17 protein-coding genes and 1 pseudogene are annotated in these 18,380 nt (G+C 60.1%); 16 read left to right on the top strand and 2 right to left on the bottom strand.

Going from position 1 to position 18,380, the window contains the following annotated elements:
- The first annotated feature begins 5 nt into the window (after window positions 1-5).
- Window positions 6-554: a PqiC family protein gene (locus AB7M26_RS21870; protein WP_123496992.1), complete on the top strand. Its 549-nt coding sequence runs from the start codon at window positions 6-8 to the stop codon at window positions 552-554.
- A 170-nt stretch (window positions 555-724) separates the two neighbouring features.
- Here AB7M26_RS21870 and AB7M26_RS21875 read toward each other — a convergent pair whose 3' ends face one another.
- Window positions 725-1,663 carry a site-specific integrase gene (locus AB7M26_RS21875; RefSeq protein WP_123497078.1) on the bottom strand — a complete coding sequence of 313 codons (939 nt, stop codon included), beginning with the start codon at window positions 1,661-1,663 and terminating at the stop codon, window positions 725-727.
- A 238-nt stretch (window positions 1,664-1,901) separates the two neighbouring features.
- Here AB7M26_RS21875 and AB7M26_RS21880 point away from each other — a divergent pair.
- The 4 genes and pseudogenes from AB7M26_RS21880 to AB7M26_RS21895 all read left to right on the top strand — a co-directional run.
- Window positions 1,902-2,189: pseudogene (locus AB7M26_RS21880) on the top strand (lipid IV(A) 4-amino-4-deoxy-L-arabinosyltransferase); the annotation flags it as partial.
- Window positions 2,186-2,530: a 4-amino-4-deoxy-L-arabinose-phosphoundecaprenol flippase subunit ArnE gene (gene arnE, locus AB7M26_RS21885; protein WP_008072369.1), complete on the top strand. Its 345-nt coding sequence runs from the start codon at window positions 2,186-2,188 to the stop codon at window positions 2,528-2,530. The pseudogene AB7M26_RS21880 and the gene arnE, both read left to right, overlap by 4 nt.
- The gene (arnF, locus tag AB7M26_RS21890) at window positions 2,527-2,940 is read left to right on the top strand and encodes a 4-amino-4-deoxy-L-arabinose-phosphoundecaprenol flippase subunit ArnF (RefSeq protein ID WP_123496994.1); all 414 of its coding nucleotides are present in this window, start codon (window positions 2,527-2,529) and stop codon (window positions 2,938-2,940) included. The genes arnE and arnF overlap by 4 nt, the downstream gene beginning before the upstream one ends.
- Window positions 2,937-4,316, top strand: a complete 1,380-nt coding sequence (locus tag AB7M26_RS21895; RefSeq protein ID WP_123496996.1) for a UDP-glucose dehydrogenase family protein — start codon at window positions 2,937-2,939, stop codon at window positions 4,314-4,316. The genes arnF and AB7M26_RS21895 overlap by 4 nt, the downstream gene beginning before the upstream one ends.
- Window positions 4,317-4,688: 372 nt before the next feature.
- Here the strand turns inward: AB7M26_RS21895 and AB7M26_RS21900 are convergent, their stop codons facing one another.
- Window positions 4,689-5,654 carry a LysR family transcriptional regulator gene (locus tag AB7M26_RS21900; RefSeq protein WP_123496998.1) on the bottom strand — a complete coding sequence of 322 codons (966 nt, stop codon included), beginning with the start codon at window positions 5,652-5,654 and terminating at the stop codon, window positions 4,689-4,691.
- Window positions 5,655-5,959: 305 nt separating this feature from the next.
- On the opposite strand from AB7M26_RS21900, the gene argH reads away from it, so the two are divergent.
- The 11 genes from argH to AB7M26_RS21955 all read left to right on the top strand — a co-directional run bounded on the left by argH (window position 5,960) and on the right by AB7M26_RS21955 (window position 18,284).
- Complete coding sequence (argH, locus tag AB7M26_RS21905) at window positions 5,960-7,387, top strand: argininosuccinate lyase (RefSeq protein WP_123497000.1); 1,428 nt, start codon at window positions 5,960-5,962, stop codon at window positions 7,385-7,387.
- Between the two features lie 147 nt (window positions 7,388-7,534).
- Entirely contained in the window at window positions 7,535-8,413 is an 879-nt protein-coding gene (locus AB7M26_RS21910) for an amino acid ABC transporter permease (protein WP_123497002.1), read from the top strand.
- A 10-nt stretch (window positions 8,414-8,423) separates the two neighbouring features.
- The gene (locus AB7M26_RS21915) at window positions 8,424-9,188 is read left to right on the top strand and encodes an amino acid ABC transporter ATP-binding protein (RefSeq protein WP_007900205.1); all 765 of its coding nucleotides are present in this window, start codon (window positions 8,424-8,426) and stop codon (window positions 9,186-9,188) included.
- 53 nt (window positions 9,189-9,241) lie between these two features.
- Complete coding sequence (locus AB7M26_RS21920) at window positions 9,242-10,066, top strand: ABC transporter substrate-binding protein (RefSeq protein WP_007900204.1); 825 nt, start codon at window positions 9,242-9,244, stop codon at window positions 10,064-10,066.
- A gap of 319 nt (window positions 10,067-10,385) precedes the next feature.
- Window positions 10,386-11,234: a polysaccharide deacetylase family protein gene (locus AB7M26_RS21925; protein ID WP_123497004.1), complete on the top strand. Its 849-nt coding sequence runs from the start codon at window positions 10,386-10,388 to the stop codon at window positions 11,232-11,234.
- A complete protein-coding gene (locus tag AB7M26_RS21930) occupies window positions 11,227-12,114 on the top strand; it encodes a polysaccharide deacetylase family protein (protein ID WP_123497006.1) in 888 nt (295 codons plus the stop codon). Before AB7M26_RS21925 ends, AB7M26_RS21930 begins: the two co-directional genes overlap by 8 nt.
- Window positions 12,111-13,502, top strand: a complete 1,392-nt coding sequence (locus tag AB7M26_RS21935) for an MmgE/PrpD family protein (protein ID WP_123497008.1) — start codon at window positions 12,111-12,113, stop codon at window positions 13,500-13,502. The genes AB7M26_RS21930 and AB7M26_RS21935 overlap by 4 nt, the downstream gene beginning before the upstream one ends.
- Before the next feature lie 176 nt (window positions 13,503-13,678).
- Entirely contained in the window at window positions 13,679-14,857 is a 1,179-nt protein-coding gene (locus AB7M26_RS21940) for an MFS transporter (RefSeq protein WP_063343600.1), read from the top strand.
- A 157-nt stretch (window positions 14,858-15,014) separates the two neighbouring features.
- A complete protein-coding gene (locus tag AB7M26_RS21945) occupies window positions 15,015-15,710 on the top strand; it encodes an HPP family protein (RefSeq protein ID WP_123497010.1) in 696 nt (231 codons plus the stop codon).
- Between the two features lie 312 nt (window positions 15,711-16,022).
- Window positions 16,023-17,129, top strand: a complete 1,107-nt coding sequence (locus AB7M26_RS21950; RefSeq protein ID WP_123497012.1) for an enoyl-CoA hydratase/isomerase family protein — start codon at window positions 16,023-16,025, stop codon at window positions 17,127-17,129.
- A gap of 3 nt (window positions 17,130-17,132) precedes the next feature.
- Window positions 17,133-18,284, top strand: coding sequence for an acyl-CoA dehydrogenase family protein (locus AB7M26_RS21955; RefSeq protein WP_063343595.1), 1,152 nt, complete (start codon window positions 17,133-17,135; stop codon window positions 18,282-18,284).
- The last annotated feature ends 96 nt before the right edge of the window (window positions 18,285-18,380 follow it).

Here is an 18,380-nt window from a genome sequence, read left to right on the forward strand (position 1 = left end):
TACCCATGGCTTTCCCGCTGAAGATCTCGCTGGTCACTGCGCTGTTACTGCTCACCGCTTGCCGCAGCGATCCGATTCAGTTCCATACCCTGACCCCGACCCAACTGAGCGGCGCAAGCGGCGGCGCGGAGATTCAGATTGAAAGCATCACGGTGCCGCCCCAGGTCGATCGGCCGCAGATTGTCATTCGCCAAGGTAACAGTGGCCTGGCAATCCTCGAAACCGAATGGTGGGCGGCGAGTCTGGTGGATGAATTGCGCAGCGCCTTGGTCGATCAACTGGTCACCAGCAATCTGCAACGCAGAGTGTCGTTGCGACTGGACGTGCAGCGCTTTGATTCGATCCCCGGTCAATACGCGCTGATCGACGTCAAATGGCGCCTGCGCAGTCTAAGCCCCGGCGATGCTGCGCTGATCACCTGTCGCAGCACGTTGCAGACCCCCGCCGGCCCGAGCATCGATGAGCTGGTGCTCGCCCATCAGAACAATGTGAAACGGTTAGCTGCCGCCATTAGCCAGGCGATCGGCTCGCAAAAAGGATGTCCTTCACCGTAATGCCGGTAAGTTAAGAAATTTGAGCGACAAAAATCCTGTGGGAGCGTGGCTTGCCCGCGAAGAAGGCACCGCAGTTTTTCAGGTACTACGCGTCATCGTTCTTCGCGGGCAAGCCACGCTCCCACAGGTTCTGTGTTTTAACCGGCATTCCTTCGGCGTTCTGATGGCGGTCACAAATCGAAGCGATCAACCGCCCGACGGCGTTCGTTGTCGTCGCGCACATCGTAATTGGCCGTGGTCTGGATGTTGCTGTGGTGGGCCAGTTTCTGCGCGATCGACAGGTCGTGCTCTTCAATCACTCGGGTGATGAACGACCGCCTAAAATCGTGCGGCATGATTTTCACCCCGACCTGCGCACCGCGTTGCCGGGCGATGTAGTAGATCGCATGCTTGGTGATGCGCTCGCGGGTAATGTGGCTGCCACGGCGGATGCGGTTGAACAGGAACGGATCATCCGTCTCGCCCTCCTTTAACTGCGAACGCCGCAACTCCAGCCACGCATCCAGTTTGGCGAAGGCCCAGGCTGGCGCGTACTTGATCAGCTGTTTGTTGCCCTTGGCGGTGACGCACAGGCTGCGTTCGGTGAAGTCCACCTGGGCCAGGTCCAGATTCACCGACTCCGATTTGCGCATCCCCGAACCGTACAGAATCCCGATGATTGCCGCATCCCGTAGCCCTTGTGGCCGTGGATCGGCGGCGCAGACCTCCATCAAGTCGCGAATCAAGGTGCGCTTGAGGTTGCGCCCCTGGGACAGTCGCGTGCCGGTAATGCCTTTGACCGAACGCATTTTCAGCAGATGCTCCTGACTGATCAGGCTCATGCGCCACGCTTCGTTCATCACCCCGCGCACCGCATTAACGTAGAGCGACGAGGTATTGGGCGCGTAGCCGTCTTCGCGCAAGGTCGCCACCAGTGCAACGACATCTTCGGGCTGCAGTTGATGCCAGGGAATCTCTTCGATGTTCATGTCTTCGAAGTCCAGACGGTCGGCGGCGTCCTGCAATACATAACGCATGGTCAACTGGCTGGACGGTGCCAGACGCGCCAGGTACAGGGTTAACGGGTTGGCTTTGGAAATGCTGGATTCTGTAGCAGGTAAGTCAATCAATGAAACGGCCTTGAAATGAATAAAGTTCAACAAAACAACTGAAACAATGAAATTTACTTGAGATAAAAACGAGGGATTTCTGTCGGGCTATTACCTGCATTCGACCAGCCCGAGGGGCCGTCACGCTGCCGGTCATGGCCGAAAAAGTCAATTGATGGCTTCTTGGCTTATCGCCAATGCCAAACGTCTGCTTGACTGGATATCAACGGTTGCAATGAGCGAGACCATTGTGCTGGCCGGCACCGCTTCAGCCTTGGCCTGACGCCTGAGACGCCCCGATGTGGCGTTATACACGATAGGCGAATTGAAATATGGCCTCGCCTATCCTGACTCAGTGAAGCAGCGAGTCGACCCGGACAAGGTGCAACAGTGAATGCGCGAAGCCCGCCAGAGTGGTTCGGTCGGCATGGTGATGCGGGTCAAGGGCGATGGCGAGCTGCAAGAAATCGAACGACTGCCCAAGGATGGCAAACATCATGAACAAGGCAACCTGGTGATTCTGATCTTTCCTCAGGGGGTGTCATGAGCCTGCTGCTCGTATTGGCTGCCTGCCTGCTGACCTGCCTGGGCCAAATCGCCCAGAAATACGCCGTGGAAAGTTGGCGCGGCAAGACGTCGGGCTGGGGCGAGAAACTGCGCTCGCCGTGGCTGTGGCTGGCGCTCGCCTCTCTGGGATTGGGCTTGCTGGTCTGGCTGCTGGTGTTGCAGCGCCTCGAAGTCGGCGTCGCCTATCCCATGCTCAGCCTGAATTTTGTGTTGATCACACTGGTCGCCCGCTTCGTTTTTCACGAAACCATCGACCGCCGTCACTGGCTGGGCGTGGCGCTGGTAATCGCTGGCGTGGCGCTGCTGGGGCAACACGCATGAGCCTGCGTCGCGGACTCGCCTTCGCCTTGGGCAGCGTGCTGCTGGGCAGCGCCGCGCAGTTGGGTATGCGCTGGAGCATGACCCGCCTGCCCCATCCCGAACAATTGATATCCGCCTTGAGCAACGGCAGCGTCGATGTGTCCGCCATCGTCGTCGTGCTGGCCGCCATTCTCGCCTATGCCGTGTCGATGCTTACCTGGCTCGCCGCCCTGCGGGACTTGCCCCTGGGTAGGGCCTATTCGCTGCTGAGCATCAGCTACGCGCTGGTGTACGTGCTGGCCGCCAGCCTGCCGTTGTTCAACGAATCCTTCAGCCTTTCGAAAACCCTGGGGGTGGCGTTGGTCATCCTCGGTGTCATCACCATCAACTCTCGACCTGCTCACGCGCCCACAATCAGGAGAGCTCCATGAAAATCAGCGTATTTGGTAGCGGTTATGTCGGCCTGGTGCAAGCTGCCGTCCTGGCTGAAGTCGGCCACGACGTGGTGTGCATGGACATTGACGAGAATAAAGTCGCGTTGCTGCAACAAGGCCACGTCAGCATCTTCGAACCGGGGCTGGCTAGCCTGGTGCGCGAAAGCCTGGAAGCCAAACGGCTGCAGTTCACCACCGACGAAAAATTCGCGGTGCAACATGGCCAGGTGCTGTTCATTGCCGTCGGCACGCCGTCCAGGGACGATGGTTCAGCGGACCTGCGCCACGTGCTGTCGGTGGGTGAAGCAGTGGCGCGTCACCGTGAACAACCGGTGATTCTGGTGGAGAAATCCACGGTGCCGGTGGGCACGGGCGATACGTTGCGCGCGCATATCGAAAAGTGCCTGCTCAAGGTCGGTCGGCTGCTGCAGTTCGATATCGTCTCCAACCCCGAGTTTCTCAAGGAAGGGTCGGCCGTGGCCGATTGCCGGCGCCCAGACCGCATCATCATCGGCTGTGAACGCGATGACGTGCGCGATGTGATGCGCGATCTCTACGCCCCGTTCAATCGCAACCATGACCGCATCATGTTCATGGACCTGCGCAGCGCCGAGCTGACCAAATACGCCGCCAACTGCATGCTGGCGACCAAGATCAGTTTCATCAACCAGATCGCCGAGCTGGCCGAACACCTGGGCGCCGACATCGAATCGGTGCGGCTGGGCATCGGCGCCGATTCACGCATCGGTTATCACTTCATCTATCCCGGCTGCGGTTACGGTGGCTCGTGTTTCCCCAAGGACATGCGCGCGCTGATTCACAGTGCCGAAGCGGCCCATTGCTCCAGCGACCTGCTGCAAGCCGTAGAAGCCATCAACCAGCGGCAGAAACACAAACTGTTCGAACGCATCAACGCCTTCTACAAGGGCGACTTGCGCGGCAGAACCTTCGCCGTGTGGGGCCTGGCCTTCAAGCCCAACACCGACGACATGCGCGATGCGCCGAGCCGGGTGCTGCTGGAATCGCTGTGGGCTGCCGGGGCCCATGTGCGGGCGTTCGACCCGGAAGCCATGCAGGAAACCCAACACCTATACCCTGACGAATCGAAGCTGATGCTCATGGGTACGCCGGAATCGGTGCTCGCGGGTGCGGACGCACTGATCATCTGCACCGAATGGCAGCAATTCAAGGCGCCGGACTTCGATCTGATCCAGCAACGGCTTAACGCTCCGGTGATCTTCGACGGGCGCAACCTGTACGACGCCGAACGCCTGGCCCGCAGTGGCTTCCTGTACTTCCCGATGGGTCGTGGCGAATCACGCAACCTGCCGATTCCCCATCAGCAATGGCCAGCGGCCTCGGTCGTGGCGTGAGGCACCCATCTTCCAGCCCCCTTGTAGGAGCTGCCGAAGGCTGCGATCTTTTGGCGGCTTTGAAGTTGCAGAAGATCAAGATCAAAGGATCGCAGCCTGCGGCAGCTCCTACATGAACTCGGTGTACGCAGTCTTGTCCTGGGCGCTGGCCGCTAGTTGCTGTTAACGGCACAGGTAGACGAGAACTCCACGGTCTGACTTTGACTACGTTTCACGACTTGCCCTGGAATGAATCGTTTTATCGGCAACTCGGTTTTGAAACTTTGAGCCTGGCTGAAATCGGCCCACGTTTAACCGCGGTGTTGAACAATGAAAGCAACCACGGTTTGCCGGGGGAGGACGCTGTGCGATGCACTTGACGCTGCGTTAGCGTCAAACCGACGCCTTCAAATCCACACCCAACGCCTGGGCAAACGCCTTTACCAGCGGACTGCGCACGGTGTTGTGACGCAGGATCAGATTGAACGGCGTAACGATGTTGATCAGGTCCGGCCGCACCGCCCGAAACTGTCCCTGAGCCACCAGGGTTGCCGCGTAATGCTCGGGCAGAAAACCCACGAAACGGCCGGTCTTGACCAGCAGCGCCACGGCTTCCACTTGAGTTGCCGATGCGGAAAAGCTGTCGTAGCGGGCAAAATTCAGTTTGTCTCGATGGATCGCGTAACGGTGGTTGATGCACTCGTGATCCTGCAGCACATTGCTGCCCATCTCCGCCTCCGGCACCGAGAACAGCGGATGGCCGACAGCGCAATACACGTACGAGCGTTCTTCATAAAGCGGGAAGTAATCGAACTCCTCTCTTCTCTGATAAACCGGCACGATCCCGGCCACTAACCGCCCCTCGACTACGCCTCTTTCTACCTCATCTAACTGAGATGCTTGAAGTTGAAACCTTACTTTTGGCGACTCTTCATTTATTTTTCTAAGCGCCGCAACTAACGGTGAATTATCGTCGGTGATCGTATTATCAATAACACCCACCCCAAGGTCGCCAATAAGTTCGTTCTGCGCCGAACTAAGCCGATCACGGAAGTTATCGACCGAGGCAAATAAATCGATTGATGCCTGGTACACCAGACGCCCTTCTTCGGTCAGGTGAAACCCTTCCCGCCCTCTGGTACACAGGCGCATGCCAATGCGAATCTCGAGGTCCGAGATCTGTTTGCTGATGGCCGCCAGGCCCACATTCAGCTCATTCTGCGCTGCGCTGAAGCCACCCGCCTCGACCACAGCCTTGAATACTTTGAGCAGTTTGAAGTCCAGACCGCTGAGGGCCAGCGGTGCCCGATGCACCGATTTTAGCGGCGGGTTTCCGGAATTGGAAAGTGGGGTTTCCATAATGCTTATTTACCTCTGGCGCCCTATTCAACAATCTGTGCCCAACAACAAAAACAGTGCTGGCTAATAATAATGAACACAGAAAACAAGGCTTGGCAACCGTTAATAAATCCCGTCGATCAGTGCCAACTCACTGATTTCGAACTATTAAAAGCTGACACTTCGATCAGCTCTCGCCATTTAGCAACTGCGCTTTTCCCCTGCCCTTGAATTTGATTGAGCCGAACCACGCCCGAATGATTTTCGGCGGGTGTTTCGGGCTCGGCATACCGATTTCAATTCGCTCTACGACGAGGAAAACAACAATGTCTCAATCCACCGACCGTCTCTGGGGTGCCCGCTTCAAGAGCGGCCCGTCCGAAGCCCTGGCGGCCCTGTCCCGTTGTCCCGAGCGCTACTTTCGCCTCACCCCGTACGACCTCGCCGGCTCCAAGGCGCATGCCCGGGAATTGCAGCGCGCAGGGCTTCTGAGCGAGCAGGAAACCCAGACCATGCTCGACGCCCTGGAGCGTATCGGGGATGACTTCCGTGCCGGCAGCATCGCACCGACGCTGGATGACGAAGACGTCCACACGTTCATCGAGCGCCTGCTCACCGAACGCCTCGGCGCACTGGGCGGCAAGCTGCGCGCTGGCCGCTCGCGCAACGACCAGACCGCCAATGACCTGCGCCTGTTCCTGCGTGATCACGTGCGCACCCTGGCCGTCGAAGTGCTGGCCTTGCAACAAGCGCTGGTGGATCAGGCCGAGCAACACATCGAGAGCATCTGCCCTGGGTTCACCCACTTGCAACAGGCCCAGCCAATCGTCTTTGCTCACCACTTGCTGGCCCACGCCCAATCGATGCTGCGTGACGTGCAGCGCCTGGTGGATTGGGATGTGCGCACCTCGCTGTCGCCACTCGGTGCGGCGGCCATGGCCGGTTCCGCCATCGCGCGTCTGCCGCAGCAGTCGGCCAAGGAAATGGGCTACAGCGGCGTGTGTGAAAACTCCATCGACGCCGTTGCCAGCCGCGATCACGTTGCCGAGTTCCTGTTCATTGCCAGCATGCTGGGGATCAACATTTCCCGCCTCGCCGAAGAGTTCTGCCTGTGGTCGTCGCGACAATTTCGCTGGGTCGCGCTGGACGATGCCTACGCCACCGGCAGTTCGATCATGCCGCAGAAGAAAAACCCGGACATCGCCGAACTGGCCCGGGGCAAGGCCGGTCGCCTGATCGGTAACCTGACCGGTTTGCTGTCGACCCTCAAATCCCTGCCGCTGTCGTACAACCGCGACTTGAGTGAGGACAAGAATGGCGTGCTGGACAGCGTCGACACCCTGCTGCTGGTGCTGCCGGCCATGGCTGGAATGGTCGCGACCATGAAGGTCAACGTCGAAGAGCTGCGTCGTCAGGCGCCGCTGGGTTTCACCCTCGCTACCGAAGTGGCCGACTGGCTGGCAGTGCGCGGCGTGCCGTTCAAGGAAGCTCACGAAATCACCGGTGCACTGGTCCAGGCCTGTGAGAAACATGAGATCGAATTGTGGGAAGCATCTCCGGCGTTGCTGGCCGAGATCGATTCGCGCCTCAAACCTGAAGTGCGCGAGAGCCTGACGCTGGAAGCCGCCATCGCCGCCCGCAGCGGCTGGGGTGGCACCGCGCCGCAACAGGTGCGCGAGCAGATCGGCCGACTGAAAACCGCCCTTGCGGCGCAGCAGCAGTGGACCGAGAACTATCAGGGCTTTCGCCTTTAAGTCAGAGCACAAAACCTGTGGGAGCGGGCTTGCCCGCGATGAGGCCATCACATCCACATTTTTGTTGACTGACAGTCCGCTATCGCGGGCAAGCCCGCTCCCACAGGGACTGTGCTGACCTGAAATATCAGAGTACGGAGAAACAACATGAGCCAGACTCAGGCAGAACGACTCCAGGCGGAGCGCAAACTGGCGGAAAACCAGTTCGATATCACCCAGTACCAACATGTGCCACGGCGTTACTACGGGCGGATTTTCTTCGCCACAGTGATCGTGATTGCGATTGTCGGCCTGGTGCGGGCCTTCGCCGAAGGCAAGATCGAATGGTCGTACATCGGCCAGTTCCTCACCTCACAGGCCATTATGTGGGGCCTGCTCAACACCATCATCATGGCGGTGCTGGCGATGGCGCTGGGCATCGTGTTCGGAGTGATCACGGCGATCATGCGCATGTCGGCCAACCCGATCCTGCGCTATGTGGCGCTGATCTACACCTGGCTGTTTCGCGGAACGCCGCTGATTCTGCAGCTGCTGCTGTGGTTCAACCTGGCGCTGATTTTCCCCACCATCGGCATCCCCGGCCTGTTCGAAATGGACACCGTGAGCCTGATGACTCCCTTCGTGGCCGCCCTCCTCGGCTTGAGCATCAACCAGGGCGCCTACACCGCCGAAGTGGTGCGTGCCGGCCTGCTCTCGGTCGACACCGGGCAGTACGAAGCCGCCAAGTCGATCGGCATGCCGCGCCTGCAAGCCCTGCGCCGGATCATCCTGCCCCAGGCCATGCGGATCATCATTCCGCCGGTGGGTAACGAGTTCATCGGCATGGTGAAAATGACCTCCCTGGCGAGCGTCATCCAGTACTCGGAACTGCTCTACAACGCCCAGAACATCTACTACGCCAACGCCCGCGTGATGGAGCTGCTGATCGTCGCCGGTATCTGGTACCTGGCCACCGTCACTGTTCTGTCCTTTGGTCAAAGCCGTCTGGAGCGTCGTTTCGCTCGCGGCGCCGGCAAGCGTTCTTGAGGAGTTCAACATGAGAAGCATCGTCAAGGCCGTGAGCCTGAACAAGTACTACGACCATTTCCACGCACTCAAGGACATCAACATCGAGGTCGAGCAAGGCGAAGTGCTCTGCATCATCGGCCCGTCCGGCTCCGGCAAGAGCACCCTGTTGCGCTGCGTGAATCAGCTGGAAAAAATCGACAAAGGCGGCCTGTGGGTCGACGGCGAACTGGTGGGTTACCGCATCGTCGGCAACAAGCTGCACGAACTCAACGAGTCGCAGATCGCCCGTCAGCGCCTGGCTACCGGCATGGTGTTCCAGCGCTTCAACCTGTTCCCGCACATGACTGTGCTGCAAAACATCATCGAAGGGCCATGCCAGGTGCTCAAGCGTTCGCCCAAAGAGGCGCACGAAGAAGCCTTGGAATTGCTCGCTCGCGTCGGCCTGGCCGACAAGCGCAACAGCTACCCGATCGAACTGTCGGGCGGTCAGCAACAACGGGTGGCGATTGCCCGCGCGTTGGCCATGCGCCCCAAGCTGATGCTGTTCGATGAACCCACTTCGGCACTCGACCCGGAACTGGTCGGTGAGGTGCTGTCGGTGATGCGCGATCTGGCGCAGACCGGCATGACCATGATCGTCGTCACCCATGAACTGGGCTTCGCTCGCGAGGTTTCCAACCGCATGGTGTTCATGGACGAAGGACAGATCGTGGAGGCTGGAAGCCCCGAAGAAATACTAATAAGTCCGCAAAACCCACGCACCCAAAGCTTCATTTCTGCCGTTCGAACCTAAGCGCCAGCCTCGGAAACCAAGAGCTGCGTAATAACACTCATAAGAGAACGACCATGAAGAACATAGTTATCCCAGCAGTACTCGCAGGCGTTATGGCTTCCAGCTTCACCTGGGCCGCCGAACTACCGGCCAGCATCAAGGACAAGGGCGAGGTCGTGGTAGCGATCATGCCGAACTACCCGCCGATGGATTTCAAGGACCCGGCCACCAATACCCTCACCGGCCTCGACGTTGACCTGGGCAACGCCTTGGCCGAGCGGCTGGGCGTGAAGATCAAATGGCAGGAAACCGGCTTCGAACAAATGATCAACGCGCTGACCACCGACCGCGTCGACATGGTGATGTCGGGCATGACCGACACCGCTGAGCGTCAGGCCAGCGTAACCTTCGTCGACTACTTCACCAGCGGTCCGCAGTTCTACACCTTGCAGAAAAACAAGGACACCAACGAGATCATCGACCTGTGCGGCAAGAAAGTCGGCACCAGCCGCCGCACCACCTTCCCGGCGGAAATCGCCGAGTGGAGCAAGGCCAATTGCGAAGCCGCCGGCAAACCTGCGATCAACGTGATCGGCACCGAAGGCTCGGCCGATGCCCGCGCGCAACTGCGTCAAAGCCGTATCGACGCGGCCATGCAAGGCAGCGAAACCCTGCCGTACCTCAAGACCCAGGAAAAGGACATGTACAAAACCGTGGGCCTGCCAATTTCCAAGCAGTTCACCGGGCTGGGTGTGAGCAAGAAAAAGCCTGAGCTGAGTGAAGCGGTGAAAGTGGCGATGCAGAGCATGGTCGATGACGGCAGCTACCAGGCGATCCTGAAGAAGTGGGACCTGGAACTGGGCGCGATCAAGACCGTGACCATCAACGCCGGCAAGTAATGCTTGCTCCCACACTAAATCTGGGTCGATCACAATTTTGTGGCCAACCGACAAACCTGTGGGAGCGGGCTTGCCCGCGATGGCGATCTGTCAGGTGACATGGATGTTGAATGTGCCGACCTCATCGCGGGCAAGCCCGCTCCCACAGGGTTAGATGTCGATCCACATTCTGGGGGGGCAACCTCCAATACCTGTGGGAGCGGGCTTGCCCGCGAAGGCGGTCTGTCAGGAGACAAAGATGTTGAATGTACCGCCCTCTTCGCGAGCAAGCCCGCTCCCACAGGGTTCGGCGTTTACTTATAAATAGTTGGAGCACCACATGTCCTCCTCACCCCAACCGAACTGGCCGGACCAGCACACAGCCTGCCTCGCCCTGGCCTTCGACCTCGATGGCCCGACCGGCGATGCGATGCTCAACGGCTCGATCTGGCGCAAGCCCGAGTATTTCGGTTTCGGTGGTTATGGCCCCTATCGGGCGCTGCCGCGGATTCTCGACGTGCTGGATGAGTTCAGGATCCCGACCACGTTTTTCGTCCCGGCCTGGGTCGTGGAGAACTGGCCGAAACAGTGCCAGGCGATTGTCGAGCGCGGGCATGAGGTGGCTTACCACGGCTACAAACACGAATCCTTTTACGCCCTGACGCTGGATCAGCAAAAGGACGTGATGCACAAATCCCGTGAGGTGTTCTGGAAGCACCTACACATCCGCGCCGAAGGTTTCCGCACACCATCCGGCGACTGGCGGGCCGAAACGCCGGCGATGCTGGTGGAAGCTGGCGTGACCTACTCCAGCAGCATGCGCGGCGATGATCGGCCGTATCTGGTCAACGTGCCGGGCTTCGATACACCGCTGGTGGAAATCCCCGGTCGCTGGGAAATGGACGACTACGCCTCCCTCGCCTACACCCGCGCGCCGGACTTTCCGTCGGGGCTGGACCGCACCGCCAGCTACGCGCTGACCCTCGACAACTGGTGCCGCGAATTCGACGGTGCCATGGCTGAAGGGTTGTGCCTGACCACCCTGTTCCATCCCAAGATCACCGGCAAACCGGGGCGCATCCTGCTCTTGGAAAAACTCTTCGAACACATGCGCCAACGCGACGACGTCTGGTTCGCCACCTGCCGCGACGTCGCCCACTGGTGGCTGAAGGAGCATCACCATGGCTGATTCCACTGTCTGGCCAAACGGCTATCGCTGCGCCGTGGTGCTGACCGTCGATTACAACGACATCCACGGCATCCTCACCCAGGCGCCGGAAGTCGCCGGGCGCGACAAGACTTTATCGGTGTGGCGCTACGGCACCCAACGCGGTGTCGAGCGTTTGCTCAGGCTTTTCGAAGAGCTTGGCGTTTCCAGCAGTTGGTTCATTCCCGGCATCGTCGCCGAGGAAAACCCGCAGCACATCCAGGCGATCCAGGCCGGGGGGCATGAAATCGCCTGCGCCGGGTATCGCCATCAGAACTACGACCACCTGACGCTGGCCGAGCAAAGCGCCGAGATCGCCAAAGGTTGCGCGGCCTTGAGCGCGCTGACCGGTCAGCGTCCAACAGGCTTTCGCATCCCCGCCGGCAACGGTGCGCCCGGCTTCATTGAAGCGTTAAGGGAGCATGGCATCCGCTGGGACTCGTCATGGCGCGGCGATGATTTGCCCTTCGCTCATCCGACGGCGCCCGAAGTGATCGAGCTGCCGTTGCACTACGAACTGGAAGACGAACCCTACTTCGCCTTCAACCTCAGCCCGGCGGTGCCGCCGGCGCAATCGCGGATCGCCTCTTACAGCCATACCCTGGGCAACCTGCAAATGGACTTCGCCGGGTTTCACCGCTTCGGGCTGTGTTACGTGCTGCGGCTGCACCCGGAAATCATCGCCACGCCCGGGCGGATCGGCGTGTTGCGCCAATTGCTGCAAAGCATCCAACAGCATGACGACGTGTGGATCGCCACCGGTGCCGAGGTCGCTCAATGGTGGGCTGAATCGGCAGCGCCCGTGGCCGAGGATCATCCGGCAGCCGTGTACGAACGTCATTACCGGGATTACGGCGTATGAAAGATCAACAGATCTCAGCCTTCGGTAGCGCCTACGATGGAGTCGTGCGGATGGAGCGGTTGGCACAGTTCTGCGTCGATACTCGCTTCGAAGATTTACCTCCCGCGTTGGTTGCGCAAGCCGGGCGACACATCCTCGACACCTTCGGCGTGACCCTGGCCGGGGCTGGCAGTGATGTGGCGAAGCAGGCGCGTCAGGTTTTCGAGGGTGAGGCCGGCAGCACGTTGGTCTGGGGCACCGGTCAGCGGGTCGGCGCGGCACAGGCCGCCATGCTCAATGGCATCGCCGCGCATGCCCTGGAGCTGGACGACACCGGCGGCTGCGATCACTCCGGCGCGGTGGTGCTGCCAGCGGTGATGGCTGCGCTATCGATGTCGGTAAAACCCGTGAATGGCCGCGAATTGATTAGCGCCGTGGTGATCGGCTACGACATCAGCCGTCGGGTACTCGAAGCCTGCGGCAGTTACTCGGCCCACAACGGCGCCGGTTGGCACTCCACGGCGACGTGTGGGGTGTTTGGCGCAGCGGCGGCCAGTGCACGGATTCTGGGGCTGGATGCACAGCAAACCCTGGCGGCGCTGGGCATTGCCGGCAGCTTCAGCGGCGGTCTTTGGGCGTTCATTCATGACGGCTCGCAAAGCAAAAAACTCCACAGCGGAAGGGCCGCCGAAGGTGGATTGTTGGCAGCGCGGTTTGCGCAACAAGGGATCACCGGGCCGACAAAATTGTTCGATGATGTCTGGGGCGGTTTTCTCAAGACCCTCGCGGCGGATACCGCCGTGCCTGAGGCGCTGGATGCCGAACTGGGGCATGTGTGGAAACTCGCTCGCTGCTCGATCAAACCCTATGCGGCATGCCGGGGGACGCATTCGGCGATCGATTCATTGGGCCTGTTGCTGGATCAATTGCAGGTCAGCGCGGATCAGGTCGAGAGCGTTCAGGTGTCGTTGTGCGGATTCCTCCAGGACATGTGTGGCGGTCAGGACATCAACACCCTGTCGGCGGCGCAGATGAGCCTGCGCTATGCCCTCGCCGCCCGGCTGGTCCATGGGCATTGCCGGTTGGAAGCCTACGACGACGAACAGCGCTACCAACCGCGAATTGCTCACTGGATGTCACGCATTCACCTTGAAGTCGACCCGCTACTGTCGGAGGATGGCGAGCCTGTGGTCAGCGTGCAGACCGTGGATGGTCGGCAAGCGAGCCTGTGTGTTGAGGTGCCGTTGGGGGCGCCGGGCAATCCGCTGAGTGATGAGGCGCTGGAGGAGAAGTTCTTCAGTCTGGCGGGCCGGGTGATGCCGCAGGAGCAGGCGAAAGGGTTGCTTGAGCAGTTGTGGCGGCTGGAAGAGCTGGAATCGGTTCGGGCGCTTGATCGGTGGCTGAGTTGAGTATGGCGTTGTCTGTGCGGGCCTCATCGCGGGCAAGCCCGCTCCCACAAGGTTCGCGTCGAGCCACGATTAAATGATCGACACAAAGCCTGTGGGAGCGGGCTTGCCCGCGATTAGCAGCAACTCGGTATCGCGTCGAACACCACAGAATCTGAAATAAGGACATTTGCCCCACCGTGGCCACTTACTCCCTCGTTATCCGCCGCTTGATGATCGTTTCGCTGACCATCGTCGTCAGCCGCGCCATTACCAGCCCGTTGCTCACCCTGTTTCTGAGCAACAAACTCGGCCTCAACCAACAGGACGTCGGCCTGTTGTTGGGTATCGCGGTGTTCATCGCCACCCTGCTCGCGCTTTACGGCGGTTACATCATCGACCGCCTCGAAAAACGTCGGCTGCTGATTCTGACCATGCTCTCCAGCGCCATCGGTTTCGTGTTGCTGACCTTCGCCGAAAACCTCTACCTGACCACCGCCACCCTGGTAATCACCGAAACTGCTTCGGCGCTGTTCCTGATCGGGTCCAAGGCAATCCTCAGCGAAAACCTGCCCGTGGGCCAGCGCGCCAAGGCTTTTTCACTGCGCTACACCCTGACCAATATCGGCTACGCCACCGGCCCGATGCTCGGCGTGGTGATCGCCGGGGTGCAGCCGCTTGCGCCGTTCCTGATCGCCGGCGGCATCGCATTCTTCAGTATTTTCCTGATGAGCGGGATTCCCAAAGACCCGGCCCAGACACCCGCGATCGGCCAGCCCCAGAGCTTCCTCAAAACCCTGATCACCCTGAAGAACGACCGCACGCTGATCATGTTCACTTGTGGCTGCCTGCTCAGCACCGTGGTGCATGGTCGTTTCACCCTGTATTTGTCGCAATACCTGCTAGTCACCCAAGACACCAAACGCGCCCTGGAAACCATGGCCGCCCTGCTCGCCTGCAACGCCATCAGCGTGATCCTGCTGCAATACCAGATCGGCCGGTTCCTCAAACGCGAACAACTGCGTTACTGGATTGCTGGCGGCACCAGCCTGTTCATCCTCGGGTTGATCGGTTTCAGCCTGGCTGACAGTCTCGTGAGCTGGTGCGTGGCGATGTTCATCTTCACGCTTGGCGAAATGATCATTTACCCGGCCGAATTTCTGTTCGTCGACACCCTGGCCCCGGAAGAACTGCGCGGCAGCTACTACGGCGCGCAGAATCTCGCAGCCCTCGGTGGGGCACTGAGCCCGGTGATCTGTGGCTATCTGCTGCTGCACACGCCCGCGCCCACCATGTTTTATGCACTGAGTGCGTTGACGGCGATGGGCGGTTTGCTGTGCTTCATGAGCGGTCGGCGCGTGGCAATACTGCAAAAATAATGCACTGAAGCAGCATTAATATGAATTTGTCAGCATAAGGAATGATCGGCACACTGTGCGGCGTTCCTCCCCCAATAGTTGGAACTACTTCAAGGGCTTTCTGGGTATCCCAGCTAAGCCTTTTTTTTGCCTCGATTTTTTACGGATTGTTTGCCTCATGTTCGCTCGCTGGTTACCTGCCGCCATCAACACCCGTCCTTCAGAATGGAGTCGCGCCGCCATCGGCATGTCACTGGGCACGATGTTCAGCGTCTGGCTCTGCAGTCAGGTATTCGGCATGCAAGTGGCGCTGCATCTGATCGGCCCGCTGGGCGCCTCGGCGGTGCTGTTGTTCGCTGTATCCTCGGGCGCGCTTGCCCAGCCGTGGTCGATTCTTGGCGGTTACCTTTGCGCGGGAGTGGTGTCGCTGCTGGTCGCTCATGTGCTCGGACGCAGCCTCGGCAGCGCATGCCTGGCGGCGGGCATGGCGCTGATTCTGATGTGTTGGTTACGTTGCTTGCACCCACCGGCCGGTGCCTTGGCGTTGCTGATGGTGGTGGCAGACCCGGCGACCATCGCCCTGGAGTGGAAAGCCCTCGGCCCGGTGATGCTCAGTGCCTCGACGATGCTGCTCTGCGCATTGGCGTACAACAATCTGACGCGCATTCGTTACCCCAAACGTCCCGCTGAACCGGCACTGATGATGCCCGTCCCCGACAGCCAGGCGATCACTGCCGCGGATCTGAAACTGGCCCTCGCCGACATGGAGGCCTTCTACGACGTCACCCCTGAAGACCTCGAGCAGTTGATCCATGCCAGCGAGTTGCATGCCAGGCGCCGTAGCATCGGTGAAGTGCTGAGCAGCAGAACCTGAGTTCATCAAAGGAAGCAACAGGCTTTTGTGGCGAGGGAGCTTGCTCCCGCTGGGCTGCGAAGCGGCCCCTCTACAGAGCCTGCGACTGCTACGCAGTCGAACGGGAGCAAGCTCCCTCGCCACAAGTTCGAGGTTGATTCAAAACGGTGTCAGGCTGCCAAAGGTTGCGATCCTTGGAAGTTGCCTTAAGGTAAAAATGCAAACAGCACCTGCACGTATCCCGGTTGTACATCACAAATTTGCACTGATACGATCCAGCATCGCTCGCGCGCGAGCTTCTCTATAAAGAACAATAAAAGCAGGGAGTTAGTGATGACTGCTCAGGTTTCATCCCCGACAACACAGCCCATGGATGCCACGCAAAACGAAGTGTTGGCCGAGGTTCGCAATCACATCGGTCACCTGACCCTCAATCGCCCCGCCGGCCTCAACGCCATTACCCTGGACATGGTTCGCAGCCTGCAACAGCAGCTCGATGCCTGGGCACAGGATCCGCAGGTAAACGCAGTGGTGTTGCGTGGTGCCGGCGAAAAAGCTTTCTGTGCCGGCGGCGATATTCGCTCGCTGTACGACAGTTTCAAAAGCGGCGACACCCTGCACGAAGACTTCTTCGTCGAGGAATACGCCCTCGACCTCGCCCTCCATCACTATCGCAAACCGGTCCTGGCCTTGATGGACGGCTTTGTGCTGGGCGGTGGCATGGGGCTGGTGCAAGGCGCCGATTTGCGGGTGGTCACCGAGCGCAGCCGTCTGGCGATGCCGGAAGTGGCCATCGGTTATTTCCCGGACGTTGGCGGCAGTTACTTCCTGCCACGCATCCCCGGTGAGCTGGGCATTTATCTCGGGGTCAGCGGCGTGCAGATTCGTGCCGCCGATGCGCTCTATTGCGGCCTGGCCGACTGGTATCTGGACAGCGCCAGCCTGAGCACGCTGGACGAGCAACTCGATCAGCTCCAATGGCACGACACGCCGCTCAAGGACCTGCAAGGCGTGCTGGCGAAACTCGCCGTGCAGCAACTGCCGGTAGCGCCCCTGGCGGCGTTGCGGCCGGCCATCGATCACTTCTTCGCCCTGCCCGATGTGCCGAGTATGGTGGAACAACTGCGTGAAGTGACCGTCGCCGATAGCCACGAGTGGGCCACGGCCACCGCCGACCTGCTGGAGAGCCGTTCACCGCTGGCCATGGGCGTGACCCTGGAAATGCTGCGGCGCGGTCGGCACCTGAGCCTGGAACAGTGCTTCGCCCTCGAACTGCACCTGGATCGCCAGTGGTTCGAACGCGGCGACCTGATCGAAGGCGTGCGCGCCTTGCTGATCGACAAAGACAAGAACCCGCGCTGGAATCCGCCGACTCTGCAGGCGCTGGACGCCGGGCACGTGGCAAGTTTTTTCACCGGGTTCGACCAGAGCGGGAGCTGAGCCATGCACGATATCGAATTGAGCGAAGAGCAAGTCATGATCCGCGACATGGCCCGGGATTTTGCCCGCGGCGAAATCGCGCCCCACGCACAAGCCTGGGAAAAGGCCGGCTGGATCGATGATGGTCTGGTGGCGAAGATGGGTGAACTGGGTCTGCTGGGCATGGTGGTGCCCGAGGAATGGGGTGGCACTTATGTCGACTACGTCGCCTACGCCTTGGCGGTGGAGGAGATTTCCGCCGGTGATGGCGCCACCGGTGCGCTGATGAGCATCCACAATTCCGTGGGCTGCGGGCCGGTGCTCAACTACGGCACCGAAGAGCAGAAACAGCAATGGTTGCCGGACCTCGCCAGCGGTCAGGCCATCGGTTGCTTCTGCCTCACCGAACCCCAGGCCGGGTCCGAAGCGCATAACCTGCGTACCCGCGCCGAATTGCGCGACGGCCAGTGGGTGATCAACGGCGCCAAGCAATTCGTCAGCAATGGCAAACGGGCGAAGCTGGCGATCGTGTTTGCCGTGACCGATCCGGAGCTGGGCAAGCGCGGCATCTCGGCATTCCTGGTGCCGACCGAAACAGCGGGTTTCATCGTCGACCGTAGCGAACACAAGATGGGCATCCGCGCTTCTGACACCTGCGCCGTGACCCTGAACAATTGCACCGTTCCCGAGGCCAATCTGCTGGGCGAGCGCGGCAAAGGCCTGGCCATTGCCCTCTCCAACCTCGAAGGCGGCCGCATCGGCATCGCCGCGCAAGCCTTGGGCATCGCCCGGGCAGCATTCGAAGCAGCGCTGGCTTACGCGCGGGATAGGGTGCAATTCGACAAGCCGATCATCGAGCACCAAAGCATCGCCAATATGCTGGCCGACATGCACACCCGACTGAACGCCGCACGCTTGCTGATCCTGCACGCCGCACGGTTGCGCAGTGCCGGCAAGCCGTGTCTGTCGGAGGCTTCACAGGCCAAGCTGTTTGCCTCGGAAATGGCCGAGAAGGTCTGCTCGTCGGCGATACAGATTCATGGCGGGTATGGGTATCTGGAGGACTACCCGGTGGAGCGCTACTACCGGGATGCGCGGATCACGCAAATTTATGAAGGGTCGAGCGAGATACAGCGGATGGTGATTGCCCGGGAGTTGAAACATTACTTGGTGTGATCTTTAAAAGCATCGCGGGCAAGCCCGCTCCCACAGGTTTCTCAAGCGTATACAAAATTTGTGAACGCCGGAAACCACTGTGGGAGCGGGCTTGCC

This window comes from Pseudomonas sp. F-14 TE3482, from assembly GCF_053629455.1.

Bases quoted from the DNA above. Each gene is read 5' to 3' on its own strand.
- AB7M26_RS21870 (WP_123496992.1), top strand. From the start codon at position 6: ATGGCTTTCCCGCTGAAGATCTCGCTGGTCACTGCGCTGTTACTGCTC.
- arnE (WP_008072369.1), top strand. From the start codon at position 2,186: ATGAGCCTGCTGCTCGTATTGGCTGCCTGCCTGCTGACCTGCCTGGGC.
- arnF (WP_123496994.1), top strand. From the start codon at position 2,527: ATGAGCCTGCGTCGCGGACTCGCCTTCGCCTTGGGCAGCGTGCTGCTG.
- AB7M26_RS21895 (WP_123496996.1), top strand. From the start codon at position 2,937: ATGAAAATCAGCGTATTTGGTAGCGGTTATGTCGGCCTGGTGCAAGCT.
- AB7M26_RS21900 (WP_123496998.1), bottom strand. From the start codon at position 5,654: ATGGAAACCCCACTTTCCAATTCCGGAAACCCGCCGCTAAAATCGGTG.
- argH (WP_123497000.1), top strand. From the start codon at position 5,960: ATGTCTCAATCCACCGACCGTCTCTGGGGTGCCCGCTTCAAGAGCGGC.
- AB7M26_RS21910 (WP_123497002.1), top strand. From the start codon at position 7,535: ATGAGCCAGACTCAGGCAGAACGACTCCAGGCGGAGCGCAAACTGGCG.
- AB7M26_RS21915 (WP_007900205.1), top strand. From the start codon at position 8,424: ATGAGAAGCATCGTCAAGGCCGTGAGCCTGAACAAGTACTACGACCAT.
- AB7M26_RS21920 (WP_007900204.1), top strand. From the start codon at position 9,242: ATGAAGAACATAGTTATCCCAGCAGTACTCGCAGGCGTTATGGCTTCC.
- AB7M26_RS21925 (WP_123497004.1), top strand. From the start codon at position 10,386: ATGTCCTCCTCACCCCAACCGAACTGGCCGGACCAGCACACAGCCTGC.
- AB7M26_RS21930 (WP_123497006.1), top strand. From the start codon at position 11,227: ATGGCTGATTCCACTGTCTGGCCAAACGGCTATCGCTGCGCCGTGGTG.
- AB7M26_RS21935 (WP_123497008.1), top strand. From the start codon at position 12,111: ATGAAAGATCAACAGATCTCAGCCTTCGGTAGCGCCTACGATGGAGTC.
- AB7M26_RS21945 (WP_123497010.1), top strand. From the start codon at position 15,015: ATGTTCGCTCGCTGGTTACCTGCCGCCATCAACACCCGTCCTTCAGAA.
- AB7M26_RS21950 (WP_123497012.1), top strand. From the start codon at position 16,023: ATGACTGCTCAGGTTTCATCCCCGACAACACAGCCCATGGATGCCACG.
- AB7M26_RS21955 (WP_063343595.1), top strand. From the start codon at position 17,133: ATGCACGATATCGAATTGAGCGAAGAGCAAGTCATGATCCGCGACATG.